The 15,897-nt window shown below is 67.0% G+C and carries 16 protein-coding genes; 8 read left to right on the top strand and 8 right to left on the bottom strand.

The genetic code is table 11. The features are described 5' to 3' along the window. The first annotated feature begins 11 nt into the window (after positions 1-11). The 3 genes from ABW137_RS00210 to ABW137_RS00200 are packed head-to-tail and all read left to right on the top strand — an operon-like array spanning position 12 to position 3,188. A complete protein-coding gene (locus tag ABW137_RS00210; protein WP_526395739.1) occupies positions 12-368 on the top strand; it encodes a molybdopterin oxidoreductase in 357 nt (118 codons plus the stop codon). Continuing rightward, positions 365-2,845 carry a nitrite reductase large subunit NirB gene (nirB, locus tag ABW137_RS00205; protein ID WP_526395738.1) on the top strand — a complete coding sequence of 827 codons (2,481 nt, stop codon included), beginning with the start codon at positions 365-367 and terminating at the stop codon, positions 2,843-2,845. Before ABW137_RS00210 ends, nirB begins: the two co-directional genes overlap by 4 nt. 28 nt (positions 2,846-2,873) lie before the next feature. Continuing rightward, positions 2,874-3,188 (top strand): Rieske (2Fe-2S) protein, encoded by a 315-nt coding sequence (locus ABW137_RS00200; protein WP_526395737.1) that lies wholly within the window; start codon positions 2,874-2,876, stop codon positions 3,186-3,188. A 3-nt stretch (positions 3,189-3,191) separates the two neighbouring features. Here the strand turns inward: ABW137_RS00200 and ABW137_RS00195 are convergent, their stop codons facing one another. The 5 genes from ABW137_RS00195 to ABW137_RS00175 all read right to left on the bottom strand — a co-directional run bounded on the left by ABW137_RS00195 (position 3,192) and on the right by ABW137_RS00175 (position 7,493). Then, positions 3,192-3,965, bottom strand: coding sequence for a DUF1206 domain-containing protein (locus ABW137_RS00195; protein ID WP_526395736.1), 774 nt, complete (start codon positions 3,963-3,965; stop codon positions 3,192-3,194). 66 nt (positions 3,966-4,031) lie between these two features. After that, a complete protein-coding gene (locus ABW137_RS00190) occupies positions 4,032-4,421 on the bottom strand; it encodes a universal stress protein (RefSeq protein ID WP_526395735.1) in 390 nt (129 codons plus the stop codon). Positions 4,422-4,452: 31 nt separating this feature from the next. After that, a complete protein-coding gene (locus ABW137_RS00185; protein ID WP_526395734.1) occupies positions 4,453-5,991 on the bottom strand; it encodes a tripartite tricarboxylate transporter permease in 1,539 nt (512 codons plus the stop codon). Continuing rightward, the gene (locus ABW137_RS00180) at positions 5,992-6,537 is read right to left on the bottom strand and encodes a tripartite tricarboxylate transporter TctB family protein (RefSeq protein WP_526395733.1); all 546 of its coding nucleotides are present in this window, start codon (positions 6,535-6,537) and stop codon (positions 5,992-5,994) included. It lies immediately after the preceding gene. Next, positions 6,534-7,493: a Bug family tripartite tricarboxylate transporter substrate binding protein gene (locus ABW137_RS00175; protein ID WP_526395758.1), complete on the bottom strand. Its 960-nt coding sequence runs from the start codon at positions 7,491-7,493 to the stop codon at positions 6,534-6,536. Before ABW137_RS00175 ends, ABW137_RS00180 begins: the two co-directional genes overlap by 4 nt. Before the next feature lie 128 nt (positions 7,494-7,621). On the opposite strand from ABW137_RS00175, the gene ABW137_RS00170 reads away from it, so the two are divergent. From ABW137_RS00170 to ABW137_RS00160, 3 genes are read left to right on the top strand one after another with little or no spacing between them, the layout of a single operon-like run. Beyond that, positions 7,622-9,241: a sensor histidine kinase gene (locus ABW137_RS00170; RefSeq protein WP_526395732.1), complete on the top strand. Its 1,620-nt coding sequence runs from the start codon at positions 7,622-7,624 to the stop codon at positions 9,239-9,241. Then, entirely contained in the window at positions 9,234-9,941 is a 708-nt protein-coding gene (locus tag ABW137_RS00165; protein ID WP_526395731.1) for a response regulator, read from the top strand. Before ABW137_RS00170 ends, ABW137_RS00165 begins: the two co-directional genes overlap by 8 nt. Positions 9,942-9,945: 4 nt before the next feature. Further along, positions 9,946-10,647, top strand: coding sequence for a M24 family metallopeptidase (locus tag ABW137_RS00160; RefSeq protein WP_526395730.1), 702 nt, complete (start codon positions 9,946-9,948; stop codon positions 10,645-10,647). Here the strand turns inward: ABW137_RS00160 and ABW137_RS00155 are convergent. After that, a complete protein-coding gene (locus ABW137_RS00155) occupies positions 10,624-11,043 on the bottom strand; it encodes a DUF2784 family protein (RefSeq protein ID WP_526395729.1) in 420 nt (139 codons plus the stop codon). The two genes, ABW137_RS00160 and ABW137_RS00155, sit on opposite strands and share 24 nt — an antisense overlap. Before the next feature lie 309 nt (positions 11,044-11,352). Here ABW137_RS00155 and ABW137_RS00150 point away from each other — a divergent pair, with 309 nt between their 5' ends. Beyond that, a complete protein-coding gene (locus ABW137_RS00150) occupies positions 11,353-12,069 on the top strand; it encodes a type 1 glutamine amidotransferase (protein WP_526395728.1) in 717 nt (238 codons plus the stop codon). 22 nt (positions 12,070-12,091) lie between these two features. Here the strand turns inward: ABW137_RS00150 and ABW137_RS00145 are convergent, their stop codons facing one another. Next, entirely contained in the window at positions 12,092-13,450 is a 1,359-nt protein-coding gene (locus tag ABW137_RS00145) for a TIGR01777 family oxidoreductase (RefSeq protein WP_526395727.1), read from the bottom strand. A 98-nt stretch (positions 13,451-13,548) separates the two neighbouring features. Between ABW137_RS00145 and ABW137_RS00140 the strand changes: the two genes are divergently transcribed. Continuing rightward, positions 13,549-14,151 carry a dienelactone hydrolase family protein gene (locus tag ABW137_RS00140; protein ID WP_526395726.1) on the top strand — a complete coding sequence of 201 codons (603 nt, stop codon included), beginning with the start codon at positions 13,549-13,551 and terminating at the stop codon, positions 14,149-14,151. Between the two features lie 13 nt (positions 14,152-14,164). Here ABW137_RS00140 and ABW137_RS00135 read toward each other — a convergent pair whose 3' ends face one another. Beyond that, positions 14,165-15,658 carry an Nramp family divalent metal transporter gene (locus tag ABW137_RS00135; protein WP_526395725.1) on the bottom strand — a complete coding sequence of 498 codons (1,494 nt, stop codon included), beginning with the start codon at positions 15,656-15,658 and terminating at the stop codon, positions 14,165-14,167. Positions 15,659-15,897: the final 239 nt, after the last annotated feature.

The raw sequence follows: 15,897 nt of genomic DNA, 5'->3' as shown, positions 1-15,897 counted from the left end.
AACGTCGGCAGATGAGCGATGGCAGCACACCGGTCTTCCTGCAGGGTCCGTTCGAGTTCGAGGGTAACGGGCTGGACAAGCCGCTGCTGATCGACGAATCCCTGCGGTACACCGTCCCCGCGGGCGCCACCACCCAACCGGTGTACTTCCGCGGTGGCAACTCCACCAAGGACATGGTCTCCGTCGTGCTGTTTCGTGACGGTAAACCGATGCGGTACTTCCCGATTGCCGCGAAGGGCGCCACTCACGTCGCTCTTCGGGTCGTCGAGGACCTGCTGGCCGACACCGTCCTGGAGCTGTTCGTCTGCGCTCCCGCAGGATGCCGCGGCACCGTGATCGTCGACCTCGGTCTGGTCGAGGTCCAATGACACAGGCGCCCAACCGCAAGCTAGTCGTCGTCGGCAACGGGATGGCGGGCATCCGCGCCGTCGAGGAGATCCTGGCCCGGGGCGGGTCGGAGGTGTTCGACATCACCGTCTTCGGCGACGAGCCGTACGGCAACTACAACCGCATCCTGCTTTCCAATGTGCTTGCGGGAAGCGATGATCCAGCCGAGATCTATCTCAACGAGGTCGACTGGTACGCCGAGAATGGGATCGATCTGCGCGCAGGCGTGCGGGTCGTCCGGATCGACCCCTTCGCCCGCGTCGTGTACTCCGACGACGGTGCGGCCGCACACTATGACCGACTGATCCTCGCGACCGGGAGTCGATCGTTCTTCCCGCCGATGAAAGGACTGTGGGCCGACGACAAGACCCTGGCCGACGGCGTCTTCGGCTTCCGCACCCTCGACGACTGCGTCGGGATGATCTCCGAAGCGGCGCATCGCACCAAGGCCGTCGTGATCGGCGGTGGACTTCTTGGCTTGGAGGCCGCCAGGGGTCTGCAGAACCGTGGGCTGACCGTCGACGTCGTACATGCCGGGCCCACGCTGATGAACGCTCAACTCGACGATCCGGCGGGAGCGATCCTGCGCCGGTCGGTCGAGGACATCGGCATCACGGTGCACCTGGAGAAGCGCACCACGGAGATCACCACGTCCGACGATGGCCGCCTCACCGGCATCGTCTTCGCCGACGGCGGGTCGATCGACTGCGACATGTTGGTGGTCGCCACCGGCATTCGGCCCAACGTCGGGCTCGCGCAGCGCGCTGGTCTCACCGTCGAACGCGCGATCGTGGTCGACGATCACATGCGCTCCATCGACGATGACAACGTCTACGTCGTCGGCGAATGCGCCCAGCACCGTGGCCAGGTGTACGGCCTGGTGGCGCCGCTGTGGGAACAGGCGGCCGTCCTAGCCGATCACCTGACCGGTACCAATACCGTTGCTGCTTATCATGGTTCGCGTACGGCGACGAAGCTGAAGGTGGCGGGCGTCGACGTCGCTTCGATGGGGCTCAAGGGTCCGGAGCTGCCCGACGACGAGTTCGTCCAGTTCTCCGAGCCCAGACACGGCATTTACAAGACCGTGGTCATCCGCGACGGGAAGTTGGTCGGCGCCACCCTCGTCGGCGACGTCAGCAAGGTGTCCTTTCTGACGCAGGCCTTCGACAGCGGGTTGGCGCTGCCCGATGAACGGGTCTCGCTGATGTTCGACATCGGCACCCCCGACGTAGCGGTCGGGGTCGCCGAACTCTCCGATGACGCGCAGGTGTGCAACTGCAACGGGGTCAGCAAGGGAGCACTCACGGCCTGTGTGGCAGGCGGCGAGACATCGCTTAGCGGCGTGATGGCGAAGACCAAGGCGGGCAAGGGTTGTGGCTCGTGCAAGGGGCTGGTCGCCCAGATCGTCGAGTGGGCCGCCGGCGGCAACGTGACCGAGGATCCGTCCGCCAATTGGTACGTCCCGGGCGTTCCGTACGCCAAGCCGGAGCTGATGCGGCTGATCCGCGAGCTCCAGCTGCATTCCGTGTCGTCGGTGTTCGCCGCGCTGACACCGGACGGCAAACCCGATGCCGGCTCGAAGATGGGGCTGTCGTCGCTGCTGGAGATGATGTGGGGACAGGAGTTCGTCGACGAGAGCGACGCCCGCTTCATCAACGACCGCGTGCACGCCAACATCCAGCGTGACGGCACGTTCTCGGTGGTCCCGCAGATGAAGGGCGGGGTCACGAACTCGTGGCAGCTGCGTCGGATCGCCGAGGTCGCCGACAAGTACGACGTCCCGCTGATCAAGCTCACCGGCGGTCAGCGGATCGATCTTCTCGGCATCCGCAAGGAAGATCTTCCCGACGTCTGGGCCGATCTGGACATGCCGTCCGGCTACGCCTACGGGAAGAGCTTCCGGACGGTGAAGACCTGTGTCGGCAGCGATTTCTGCCGCTTCGGCCTCGGTGACTCCACCGCTCTCGGCGTCGCCATCGAGGAGCGGTTTCAAGGACTCGCCAGCCCGGCGAAGATGAAGCTCGCGGTCACCGGCTGCCCCCGCAACTGTGCCGAGTCACTGTGCAAGGACCTCGGCGTGGTCGCGGTCGACGGCGGACGGTGGGAGATCTACGTCGGCGGGGCAGCGGGAGCGCACATCCGCAAGGGTGATCTGCTCGCCACCGTCGACAGCGCCGACGAGGTCATGACCCTGACCGGACGGTTCCTGCAGTACTACCGCGAGAGCGCCAACTGGCTGGAGCGCACCTACGCATGGGTGCCGCGGGTGGGAATCGAGAAGATCCGCGCGGTGGTGGTCGACGATTCCGACGGCATCGCGGCGGAACTGGACGCTGCGATGGAGAGGTCCGTTGGCGCGTACCGCGATCCGTGGCAGGACGGCAAGCAGCCGGTCACCGAGGGCCAGTTCCGGTCGTCGCTGCCGTTGCTCCCGCTCCCCCAGGTGCCGGTGCGATGAGCGCTTGCGCGAAGAGCAAAGGGCGCCGATGACCGCCGTCACGGTCGGCAACGTCGACGAGATTCCCGTCGGCCAAGGACGCACGTTCGCCGTCGACGGCGAGCAGATCGCCGTCTACCGGATGCGGGACGGCTCGCTGCGGGCGCTCGGTGCGGTCTGTCCGCACAGGGGTGGGCCGCTCGCCGACGGGCTCACCGACGACGATGCGGTGGTGTGCCCGCTGCACGGCCGGAGCTACGATCTGACGTCTGGAACGGAGTCGTCCGGCGGCCCCGGGGTGTGCTCACATCCCGTGGAAGCCGACGCGGACGGATCCATCCGTCTGACGCTGGAATGCGGCTGACCCTCACATGTCGGCGTAGCGGGCCCGAATGAACCCGTACACGCCGTATGCCGCGATGCCCAGGGCGGCCAGGATGAGCAGGATCTTGCCGAACGGGGCTGCGCCGAGCGTCTTCACGGCGGCATCGACTCCACTGGCCTTGGCGGGGTCCGACGTCAGCGTGGCGACGACCACCAGAATCCCGACGCCGATGAGCACCAACCCCTTGGCGACGTAGCCGACGATCCCGATCCACGTGATGGCCGTCCCGCCGGAGACGTTGAGCTCCTTGAGGAAGCGCTTGGTCGCGCCCTTGTAGACGTGGTACCCGCCGACGCCCAGCAGAACCAGCGCCACGACGATGAGAACGGCCTTGCCCCAACCGGATTGCATCAACTGGGCGCTGAGCCCGGCATTCTGCTGACCGCTGGACTGGCCGCTGCCCATCGCGAACTTCGCGGCAGAGAATGCCAGCGCGAGGTAGACAACGCCGACGGCGACCGCCTTGATGCGGTCCTTGGCTTCGCGCTCGACGAACGTCTCGATGACCTGCCAGACGCCCAACGCCGCGAGCACGACGGCGGCCACCCACAGCATCACGGCCCCACCCGGCTGTGCGGCCAGCGTAGCGAGCGCTCCGGACTGATCGGCGTTACCGCCGTCGCCGAACGCAAGGCTGGCCACGATGAACGCGACCAGGATGTGCAGCAGCCCGCTGGCGGCGAAACCCCCCCGTGCCGCGCGCTCGAACCAGACGTTGTCATGGGCGGTGGCGGCCGCCGACCGGGTGTCGACCATTGCCAGCGGTTACCCAGGTCGAACGCCCGCCCAAACCCGAAATTTACGGGTACGCAGAATGGCGTCTCACTCGGCGGGTTTGACGGCGAGCACCGGCTTCGGGCAATTCAGGATCAGCTGCTGAGACGCACTGCCCAGCAGCAACTTGCCCACCGGGTTGCGGTGCCGGATCCCGATGACCAGCAACTCTGCGTCGTCGCGTTCCATCATCTCGAGCAGCGCGTCGACGGCATAGACACCCACCGGCTGCTCCACCTCGAAGGGCACCCCGCAGTCGGCCAGCAACGCTTCGAGGTCGTGGACCTCTTGCTCGTGGGCAAACGCGGCATCGACGTACGAGTCGCCCTGGGTCGAATTGAAGACGAGGAGGGAGGTCTGGCGCACCTCCGCCTCGGCGATGCCGTGCTCCAACGCCGCCCGCCCGAAGCGATCCGTGGTGTATCCGACGACTATCATTTCGGCTCCTCGCGCGAGTGCTGGTGGGTGATCACGCCTGGGCCTTCTCTCTTTGATCCCTGTCATCCTCCACCACCAGCAGCGTCTCCTCGCTGCGGTGCATCAGCCTGAGCACCAGCGGAGCCAGCAGCAGCAGCGCCATGCAGACGTAGACGATGATCGCGACGGGCTCGGTGAACAGGCTGCCCCAGTCACCGCCGCCGAGTTGGAGGCTCTGCCGCAGCTGACGCTCGATGCGGGGCCCGAGGATGACACCGATGATCAGCGGCAGCACCGGCAGCCCGAAGCGCCGCATCATCAGCCCGAGCAGACCGAAGATCAGGAGTAGTACCAGGTCGAGCGGCTGGATGTTGACCGCGAATGCGCCGAGCGTGGCGAAGAACAGGATGCCTGCGTAGAGATACGGACGCGGGGTGCGCAAGAGCTTGGCCCACAGCGGCGCCAGCGGAAGGTTGAGCACCAGCAGCAGGAAGTTGCCGATGAACAGGCTCGCGATGAGCGTCCAGATCAGCAGCGGCTCCTTGTCGAACAGCGTCGGCCCCGGCTGGATTCCGTACGACACGAAGGCGGTGAGCATGACCGCGGCCGTCGCGTTCGTCGGCAGACCCAGCGAGAGCATCGGCACCAGAGTTCCTGCGGCCGAGGCATTGTTGGCGGCCTCAGGTCCCGCCACACCCTCGATGGCACCCTTGCCGAACTCCTCGGGGTGCTTGCTGAGCTTCTTCTCGGTGATGTAGGACAGGAAGGTCGGCAGCTCGGCGCCGCCCGCGGGTAGGGCGCCGAAGGGGAATCCGAACGCGGTGCCGCGCAGCCACGGCTTCCACGACCGCTTCCAGTCGTCGCGGGCCATCCACGGGCGGCCGACCGGGATCACGTCCGCAGGCTTCCTGCGTAGATGGGCAGCCACCCACAGGGCCTCACCGAGGGCGAAGATCGCCACCGCGATGACGACGATGTCGATGCCGTCGGAGAGCTGGGGAATGCCGAACGTGGCGCGTGGCTGCCCGGTCAGGAAGTCGATGCCGACGATTCCGATCGCCAACCCGAGCACCAGGGAAATCGCTCCGCGCAGCTTCGAGGACCCCAGAACTGCGGTCACCGCGACGAGGGCGAACAACATGATCGCCAGGTACGACGGCGCACCGAGTGTGACGGCGAACCGCGATATCGCCGGAGCGAAGAGTGCCAGCAGGACGGTGCCGATGGTGCCCGCCACGAACGAGCCGATGGCCGCCGTCGCGAGGGCCTGCGCGGCTCTGCCCGCCTTGGCCATCTTGTTGCCCTCGATCGCGGTGATCACCGAGGACGACTCGCCTGGGGTGTTCAAGAGGATCGACGTGGTCGACCCGCCGTACATGCCGCCGTAGAAGATTCCGGCGAACATGATGAACGCCGCACTGGGGCTGACGTTGTAGGTGATCGGCAGCAGCAGGGCGACCGTCATCGCGGGCCCGATGCCGGGCAGGACCCCGACCGCGGTGCCGAGCAGCACGCCGATGACGGCGTACAGCAGGTTCATCGGAGTAGCTGCCTCCGCGAAGCCCTGCATGAGCCAGTCGAAGTTCTCCATTTACAGAATCCCGTCCAAGATGCCTGCGGGCAGCGGGATTCCGAGCCCGGAGTAGAAGGCGTAGAAACTGGCCAACGCCAAGATCAGTCCGATGATGAAATTGCGGACGTAATGTCTGCTGCCGAGAATCGTTGCGGCACCGCCGAAGAACAGTGTGCTCATGATCACCCAGCCGAGGGGATTGACAAGCAGAATCATCGCGACGAAGAGCGCTACCAGCAGTCCGACGGTGCGCCAGTCACCTGGCGCCTCCGGGTCGATGTCCTCGCCCGCATCCGCCTCCCCCACGCTGCCGCGCGGGATCGCGATCGCCAGGATCACGGCGAGCACTAGTGCCGCGATGCCGATGACCATCGGGAAGAACTTGGGCCCAAGGGGATCCACCTTCGCGAATCCTGCGGGCAGCGTCACCGCGCTGTAGACCAGGAAGGCACCGACGATCGCGAGCACGGCGACGACGAGGTACTGCGCGTAGTCCGACTCGCGTGTCCGTTCACTGGCGGATCCGTCGGTCGGATTCTTGGATCGTTCCTCGTCGATGCTCATAGCAGCCCCAGTTCGGTCAGCGTCGTTGACACCCGGTTGTCCTGGTCCTTCAGGAATTGTTCGAAATCCGCACCGGTCACGAACGCGTCGGTCCAGCCGTTCTTCACCAAGGCGTCCTTCCACCCTTGCGTGCCATGCAGCTCCTCGAGTACCTCGACCATCGCCTTCTTCGATTCGTCCGAAATCCCCGGCGGGGCAAGGACGCCACGCCAATTGGCGAACGTCAGGTCGATCCCGGACTCCTTGAGAGTCGGCGCGTCCACGCCCTCGACACGCTCCTCGCTGGAGACGCCGAGGACCCGGAGTTGGCCCGCCTCGATCTGGTCGATGAGCTCGCCAGGACTCGACGTGCCCACCGTGATCTTCTTGCCGAGCAGCGCAGTCAGCAGATCACCGCCGCCGTCGTAGGTGATGAAGTTGACGGCCTTCGGATCGACGCCGACGGCCTTGGCCAACTCCATCGGGAACAGGTGATCCGGTCCACCGGGTGACGATCCGCCGCCGATCGTCACCTTGCTCGGATCGGCCTTCCATGCCGCGACGAGGTCCTGGACCGTCTTCAGAGGTGAGTCGGCGGGCACGAAGATCGCCCCCGGATCCTCGATCAGCTTGGCGATGGCCGTCGCATCGGAGGCCTTGATGTTGGACCCGTTCGTGTACGTGGCACCGACGACGCCGAGACCCATGGTCATCATGAGGTCGCCGTTGCCCCTTTCGTTCATCAGTCGGGCCATGGCGACCGTGCCACCGGCGCCGATCACGTTGAAGACCTCGACGCGACCGGTGATGTCGTCGTCCTGCATGATCTTCACCGCCGTGCGGGCGGTCAGGTCGTAACCGCCGCCCGGGCTGTTCGGCACCATCATGCGCAACCGGTGTAGACCGGAGGGATCCTCACCGCGCGTCACCCCGCATGCCGTTGCACATGTGGCTGCCAGTAGGACGGCCGTCAGCACGGCCGCCCCTCGTCTCCATCGATGACGTGTGGACACCGGATAGCTCCTTCGCCGATTGTGATGCTCAGCAATACTGTTCCACTAAGTGATCCAGGTCACTCTTTAGTTCGCAAAGGAAGTTGTGGTCATTGAGAAAGCTGTCCGTGCGCAGCCTTGCCGGCCAATTCCTCGCGTTTCAGTTGGTGGTGGTGGCCGTGGTCCTCACGGCGGTCGCCGCCGTGTCGGTGGCGCAGTCCACTCGCGAGTTCCGTGACGTCCGTGGCCAGCGCATGATCGCGGTCGCGGAGAACCTCGCGTCGACCCCGATCGTCCGGGAGCGGTACGCCGACCCGTTCGCGGCACGGTTCCTGGCTCCCGACGTCGATCGGGCGGTCGCGCTGTCGGGCGCGGGCCTCGCTGAAATCGTCGACCCCGCAGGGATCATCCGCGTCTCGTCGGACCCGTCGCGCATCGGCCGCGCACTGGACCTCGCCGACGGCGGAGCGAGTCGGGGCCGCGCGTGGTTCGGAGATCTCGACGTCGACGGCGTCCACAGCCTGATTGGGCAGGTCCCGATCCTCGACATCAACGGGGGCGTGCTCGCCGTGGTCTCGGTATCCGAACCGTACCCGTCGGTGTGGCAACTGCTCAGCGGCGCTGGCGAACGCCTGCTCGTCTACCTCGGACTCGGCGCCGCGCTCGGAATGCTGGCGTCCTGGCTGTTGTCCCGTCGCATCAAGAGGCAAACGCGCGGGTTGGAGATCGCCGAGATCGCCAGCCTCGCCGAGCATCGGGAAGCGTTGCTGCACAGCATTCGCGAGGGTGTCCTGGCGGTGAACAACGAAGGAGTCGTCACGGTGCTCAACGACAGCGCCCAGGCGCTGCTCGACGTCACCCCGGCGGCCGTTGGGCAGCCGGTCGCCACCGTGGGCCTCGACCCCGCGATCACCGAGTTCCTGCTGTCCGGCGAGGATGGCAGGGACGTGGTCATCGTCACCCGCACCAGGGTCCTCGCCCTCAATCGCAGGCCCGCGACGACCCAGGGTAGGAGAATCGGGACCGTGACCACCATGCGCGACAGCACCGAACTCGCCTCGATGCAGGGTCAGTTGTCCTCCCACAAGAGCGTGACCGACACCCTGCGCGCCCAGACCCACGAGTTCGCCAATCAGTTGCACACCATCTCGGGGCTGGTCCAGCTCGGCGAGTACGACTCCGTGCACGACTTCGTCGGTGCGTTGACCCGACGCCGCGCCGAGATCAGTGACGCCGTGACACAGCACATCTCGGATCCCGCGGTGGCAGCCCTGCTGATCGCCAAGACCTCGCTGGCCGCGGAGAGCGGTGTCGCTCTGACGATCACCCCCGACTCGCACCTCGCGGCCATGGACCCGGCGCTGGCGACCGACGTCATCACCTTGCTCGGCAATCTCATCGACAACGCGGTCGACGTCTCGGAGGGATCGCAGGCCGCCCGGGTCACCGTGGGCATCGACGACGCCGACGGTATGACGGTGTCGGTCACCGACTCCGGTCCCGGTGTGCCGGTCGAACTTCGCGAGTCGATCTTCGCCCGCGGCGTCACGTCCAAGCCGGACGTCCCCGGCGGACGCGGTATCGGACTGGCCTTGGTTCGCCTGGTCAGCGCGCAACTTGGCGGGACGGTGGAGATCTCCGACGCGCCGTCGGGCGGGGCATGCTTCACGGTGTACCTGCCTGCGCTGAAGGCCCAGGCGGTCGTCGGAGTCGCGCAGGTGCCCCGTGCGTGAGGTACTGGTCGTCGACGACGACTTCATGGTGGCCGAGATTCACCGCAAGTTCGTCGATCACGTCGACGGATTCACGACCGTAGGCGCCGCCCGCAGTGGGGCCGAGGCGCTCGAGATGGCGACCGCACTGGCGCCCGACCTCATCCTGCTCGACGTCTACCTGCCCGACATGACGGGACTCGACGTCCTGCAGCGGCTGCGGTCGACTGGCGACCCCGTCGGTGTCATCATGATCACCGCGGCACGCGAGTTGGACACCGTCAGTGGCGCTTTGGACGGCGGAGCCGCCGACTATCTGATCAAGCCGTTCGAGTTCCCGCAGCTGCGAGCCAAACTGGAAGCCTTCGCGGCCAGAGCCGACGCGCTGAAGTCCGCGGGTGGCGCCGACCAGACGCTCATCGACTCCCTCTTCGGCGGCGCGACGGGCTCGGCCGCCGGTTCGGTGACCGACGAACGCCTCCCCAAGGGTCTCGGTGCGGTCACCGCCCAACTCGTGCTCGACGCGGTGCGCGCTGCGGGTGAGGTGTCGGCGGCCGAATGCGCCGAGCAGGTGGGCATTTCGCGGGTCAGCGCCAGGAGGTACCTCGAGCACTTCCTGAGCGTGGGAGCGCTCGAGCTGCGACTGCAGTACGGCGCCGGTCGCCCGGAGCGTCGCTACCGCAGCGGGCCGCACGCCCCGACACCGCAGGGAGGAGACTGAAGCGATGACGTCAACGACGGAACGTGCTCGGGTGGAGTCCCTGCGTGATGCCGAACGCAAGGCCAATCGCCTCTTCGAGGAGGTGGTCGGCCGCGGAATGATCACACCGGGGGTCGGCGAACGCGAGCTCAGCGACCAGATCCGTACCCTGGCCGACGAGATGTTCGGGACCCGCAGGTTCTGGCACAAGCGGATCGTCAGGGCGGGGGCCAACACCCTGTTGCCCTACGACGACAACCCGCCGGACCGCACGATCGGGGACGACGACATCCTGTTCCTCGACTTCGGTCCGATCTTCGCCGAGTGGGAGGCCGACTTCGGCAGGACCTACGTGCTGGGCGACGATCCCGCCAAACACCGACTCGCCGAGGATCTTCCGCGGATCTGGGAGTCGGGGCGCGAGCACTTCGCGTCGCATCCCGACATCACCGGGGCACAGTTGTTTTCGTACGTGTCCGGGCTCATCGGCGACGCCGGCTGGGGCCACGCGACCGAGCACGCCGGGCACCTCGTCGGGGAGTTCCCGCACGAGCGGATCAACGGCGACGAGATGGAGAGCTACATCGCGCCCGAAAACGGGAACCCCATGCGGAGATTGGACGCCGCAGGCCAACCCTGCCACTGGATCCTGGAGGTCCACCTCACCGACCAGCGGCGTGGCTTCGGCGGATTCTTCGAGCAGCTACTGGACATTCCGTCGGGCTGACAGCACATCCGTCCGCGCCGTTGTCGGCGGGCCCGACCGGCGTCTGACCTTGCGGGCAAACAGGATCCACGACGTCAGGACCACCAGCAGGACCACTGCCAACACCAGATTCGTTGCGCTGACCGGGTACCACACCCCGGTGATGTAGTGGTCGATGAAACCCGTGGGCGCAAGCGGTGCCATCCCCGCCTTGGTCCTTGCCCACCGCTCCAACCATGTGAGCGGGCAGACGAAGTCGACCACTTCGATCGCCACGCACCAGATGACCACCGGCACGTGCAGCCAAATGGTTCTGGGCCACCTAAGGGCCAGAAAACCACCCAACACCCCGTAACCCACGAAGGCGAAGTGCGTTGCCGCGGTCACCGCGACGACGATCGCGTAGAAGTTCCCCATTCCCACACCTGTTGCTCGCGCCTGCTTGACGGAAGCCACGATACCGCCCGCGACTGGCTCCAACCTGGGAAGCTCTGCGACATGCCGCTTCGTCGATCACCCGTCGTGCTCGCCTGTGTCGGGCTCCTGGTCAACGGCACCGGCAAGTTGCTCTCCAGGGAGTCCTACGAGGCGATGGTCTCGACCGACCTGCGGTCGTCTTGCCCCGCAGGATCGGGGCCGAGATGGCACCGGAGCAGGCCCCACCGACACCGCCTGCGAATTAGCCACCGATCAGCCGTATCGTCTAGCCAGACGGAAGGACACGCGGTGGCCAAGAAAGTGCTGTTTCTCTACAACGACCCCAACGCACCCGAGGCGATGCTCGGGGACGCGTTCGGCGAATGTGGTTACGACGTCCACACATTCGAGGTGGTGACCGCCGCCCGCGAGCACGACCCGAAGTTCGACGTGGAGCTCCCCGACCCGCTTGCGTACGACGCCATCGTCCCGCTCGGGTCGCGCTGGTCGGTCAACGACGTCGACAACGGGATGGACTGGATCGCCTCGGAGGCCGCGATGGTGCGCGACGCGCAGGCCGCGGGCGTGCCGATGCTCGGTGTGTGCTTCGGCGGTCAGTTGCTCGCCCACGCCCTCGGCGGCTCGGTCAGCCGTGCCCCCTCCCCCGAGATCGGTTGGTACGAGATCGACTCCTCCCGCACCGATCTGATTCCCGCGGGCCCGTGGTTCGAGTGGCACTCCGACCGGTTCGCGATCCCCAGCGACGCGGTGGAGATCGCGCGCAGCAGCCGGGCGTCGCAGGCGTTCGTCCTCGGCAGGACCATGGGGATCCAGTTCCACCCCGAGGTCGACGGGGAGCTGCTGGAGACCTGGCTGACCGGTGATGGTGCGGCCGAGGTCGCGGCGTTCGGCGTGACAGCCGACGAATTGCGCAGCGCCACGAGCCAAGAGGTGGACGCCGCGGCGAAGCGGGTGCAGGCGCTCGTCAACGCCTTCGTCGACACGGTCGCCACCCGCGGGGTCTGAGCTGCGCCGTCTGATCCGCCGGTCAGCCCTTGGCGCGTCCCAGCTGATGCGCGAGGGCGTCCTCGACGAGGGGGTGCCGGAAGCGGTGCCCGAGCCGCTCGAGCTCGACTGGCCGCACCCGCTGGCTGGCCTCGGCCAGCTCGCGCGCGCCCTGGGTGCCCAGCAGAAGCTTCGGCCCGAGCGACGGCACGGGCACGATGGCGGGACGGTGCAGCGTTCCGGCGAGCGCCTTGGTGTAGTCGTCGTTGCGGACCGGATTGGGGGCCACCGCATTCACCGGGCCCGTGAGCCGATCGTCGTACATGGCGCGGTAGTAGACGTCGACAAGGTCGTCGATGCCGATCCACGACAGCCACTGCCGTCCGCTACCCAGCCTGCCGCCCAGTCCGGCGGCGAACAGCGGGCGCAGGAGCTTCAGCGTGCCGCCGCGGGCGGCCTGCACGATGCCGGTGCGTACGGGGACGACGCGCAGTCCCGCGTCGGCGGCAGGCGAGGTGGCGTCCTCCCAGTCGGCGACGACGTCGGCGAGGAAGCCATCGCCCCGCTCGCTGTCCTCGGTCAGCACCGCGTCGCCGCGGTCGTAGCCGTACCAACCGATCGCCGACGCGCTGACGAACGTTCGTGGGCCATCCGTTCCGCGCGCCGCGACCTCGGCGAGCCTGCGGGTCGGCTCGATGCGGCTGTCGCGGATCGCGGCCTGGTGAGCGTCGGTGAACCGGCCCGCGATGGACGTACCCGCAAGGTGGATGACGGCATCGACTCCGTCGAGGAGGTCGGCGGCGGGCGACTCCGGTCGCCACTGGCGCTCGTCGGATCGGGCGGCGGCATGTCTGACCAGGCGGATGACGCGGTGCCCTCCAGTGCTCAGCACCGCGGCCAGCGCCGTTCCGACGAGCCCGGACGCACCGGTGACGGCGACGGTCAGCTGGCCGACGCCCGCGTTCGCGGCGTCGCGGTGAGCGGCGAGGTCGTCGGCCAGTTGTCGGTGCCGATAGACGAACGTCGAGCGCAGGGCCGCGGCGGGCACCGGGGCCTCGACGCGGTCGTGAACCAGGGTCGCGTCCGGACCGACCGCGCTGAAGTCGTGGGTGTGACGCCACGTGCCGATGATGCGCGGCGGCCACGACCGGGGACCGTCGGAGGAGAGCTCGTCGACGAAGCGTCGCGGAGGGTCGAATTCGCCGGGGACGTGCTGCGCCACCCAGCGCAGTCCGCCGGGTAGGCCGAGCACCGCGCGCCCATCGGCGAGCGACTGCGTCTCCGAGACGACGGTCATCGGCTGCCACGGGGGCACCAGACGTGTCATCGCCCCCGGCCGGGTGTGCCAGGCGAAGACCTCGTCAAGGGAATGGTCGACCGTGCTCTCGAATTCGATGCCCACGATCTCATTCGTAGCCCGCGCCCCGGCGGATTGCGAATGTGGCAAGCCCGTACGGCCAGCACGGCAAGCCGGGGTGGGCGTCGCTCCGAATACTTCGTGTGACGACCACTTACCAGGCAGGCGTGTTGGTGCTGCCCGGCGGAAAGCCCAACAGCGACGCTGCCTCGCACGTCTGGCAATTGGCGAATCTGCGGACCGCGCTGCTGACGAGGTCGCTGCAACGGGCGATCGGCGCACGCGACGGACGGGTGAAGGTACGGCGCGTGCAATACCGGGTGCGGGGCTGGAACCCCGGCCGGCTCGACGCGCTGAGCGACGCGCGGATTGCTTTGGACGAGATGCTCGAAACGGTGGGTTCCGGACCCGTCGTGGTGGTCGGGCACTCGATGGGCGGACGCGTCGCCGCGCACTTGTCCGCCCATTCGCGCGTCACCGCCGTCGCCGCCCTGGCTCCGTGGTGGCCGAGCGACGACGCCGATCTGATTCCCTCCACGTGCCGCCTCCTGACCATGCACGGCTCCGCTGACACGTGGACCGACCCCGTCTCCGCCAGGGCACAGACGCTGCGGGCGCAGGCCCGCGGTGTCGACGCCCAGTGGGTGAACTTTCCCGGCGCAGGGCACTTCATGCTGCGCGACCACTCCCGGTGGCACCGCCTCACCGCCGAATTCGCGATGAGGCAAATGTCGGCCCGCTCGTAGGCCCGAGCCACCATCAGAACGTCAGCATCGGCACCCCGGTCACCTTCTCCACCAGGAAGTTCAGGAAGAAGAAGCCGAAGAACGGCACGCACACCAGCACGGCCACGTTGGCCGAGATCGACGGCCGTGCGGCCTCGGGGAGTCGTCTATTCAGGTAGATGACCAGGAACGGAAAGATCAGCATCCCGACCGCGGCCATGTTGCCGGAGATCTGCAACAGGGTTGCCGGAACTGCAAGATGCAGCATTACCGCCATCACGGCGGCGAACCCGATCATGAAGATGAAGTAGAAGCGACGGGGGTCGCGACGCACGTACTGGCCGAGAGTCGACTCGCTGCCGTTGACGGCATCGACCATCACCCGCACCAGACCCTCGAACACGTTGATCGCCGTCTTGACGAGCAGCAGCGCGCCGAGGACGACCGTCACCCAGAACAACGCGCGACCGTATTGCGCACCAAGGGCGTCCGCGACGTAGGTCGGCATGTTCGCAGCCGTGGGTTGATCGTCCGAGTTGCGCGCGAGACGTGCCACCAGCACAGCAGGCAGGAGCATGCCCAACAGCGCTGCCGGAAAGAACACCACCCACATGTCGATGCGCAGCAATCGCATCCACCGCTTCCACTGCTCCCGATTGAAGTCGGTGTCGGGAAAGGTGATACCCGTTGCGCGGACCGTCTGCTGCTGCCCGCGGCCCCCCGCGATGAATCCGGTCCGGTGCCCCATGCCGTAACCCTTGTCGCGGTAGTGGCCCATGACGTACCAGTTCAGTCCTGACACCAACGCCGTGTAGCCCACCAGGGCACCCACGGCGGTGGCCGTGGTGCCGGGCGGTGGCAGCGCAGGCGTGACGAATGCCCCGATGGCTTCCCGCCACATGTCGGCGGGCACCAAGGCCAGGTCGATGACGACGAGGCCGAGCAGGGTGGTCACGATGATCACCGCGTTGAATCTCTCCAGGGCCGCGGAGACCTTCTTGGCGACGAAGACCAGCACGATCGCGGCGGCCACGACGGCCAGCGCCAGCAGCCTGGTGACTTCGACGTCGCCGGGCTGGGCGACGTGTCCAAAGATCAAGGGATACAACGCTTGTCCAGCGACGGCGAAGGTACCTCCGAAGATGTAGCTGAGGTAGAGCACGCCGAGTCCGACGGGGATCCAGAACCGGTAGCCCGGTGGCACCCGACCGAATCCCAGAATCGGGACCTCGCCGGTCGCTAGGACGTAGCGAGCGATTTCGATGTTGTAGATGGTCTGCAGGAGCGCCGAGAGGAACACCGCGAAGAAGACTCCCTTGAAGGAGCCGTCACCGATGACCAGCGGGCCCAGGATCCATTCCCCGCCGCCGATCGACACGCCGAGTGCGATCAAACTCGGGCCGATGGCGCAGGTGAGGATCTGTCTTCGTCCCAACCGGGGGATGTCGAAGACCTCTTCCGGGGTGGGAAGGTCCCCGACCGACAGTGCCGGCCGCTGGCCGAGTTCGTACTCCGCTTTCATCGCCATGGACCTTTCCTGAGAACGGGGTTGCAGGTCGTGGTGACAGCGCGAAGCCCTGTCGCGCTGCATGATTCGGTCGATGCTGGCCACGCGCACGCGCCGCTCACCGATGTTGGGCGGCTCGGCAACCCTCAATCGCTCGATTGATGCAAACCTTTGCATTACCGCCGGATGCAGTGTTGCGCACGTTGCGCCCGAGTGTCAAGCCTCACAACGCGGTGACGCGCGTCCCGAGATCCCCCGGC

The organism is Mycobacterium sp. (assembly GCF_040509115.1).
Lineage (GTDB): Bacteria > Actinomycetota > Actinomycetes > Mycobacteriales > Mycobacteriaceae > Mycobacterium.
The sequence above is the reverse complement of the archived record's forward strand: the minus strand, read 5'-3'. Positions and strand labels throughout refer to the sequence as shown.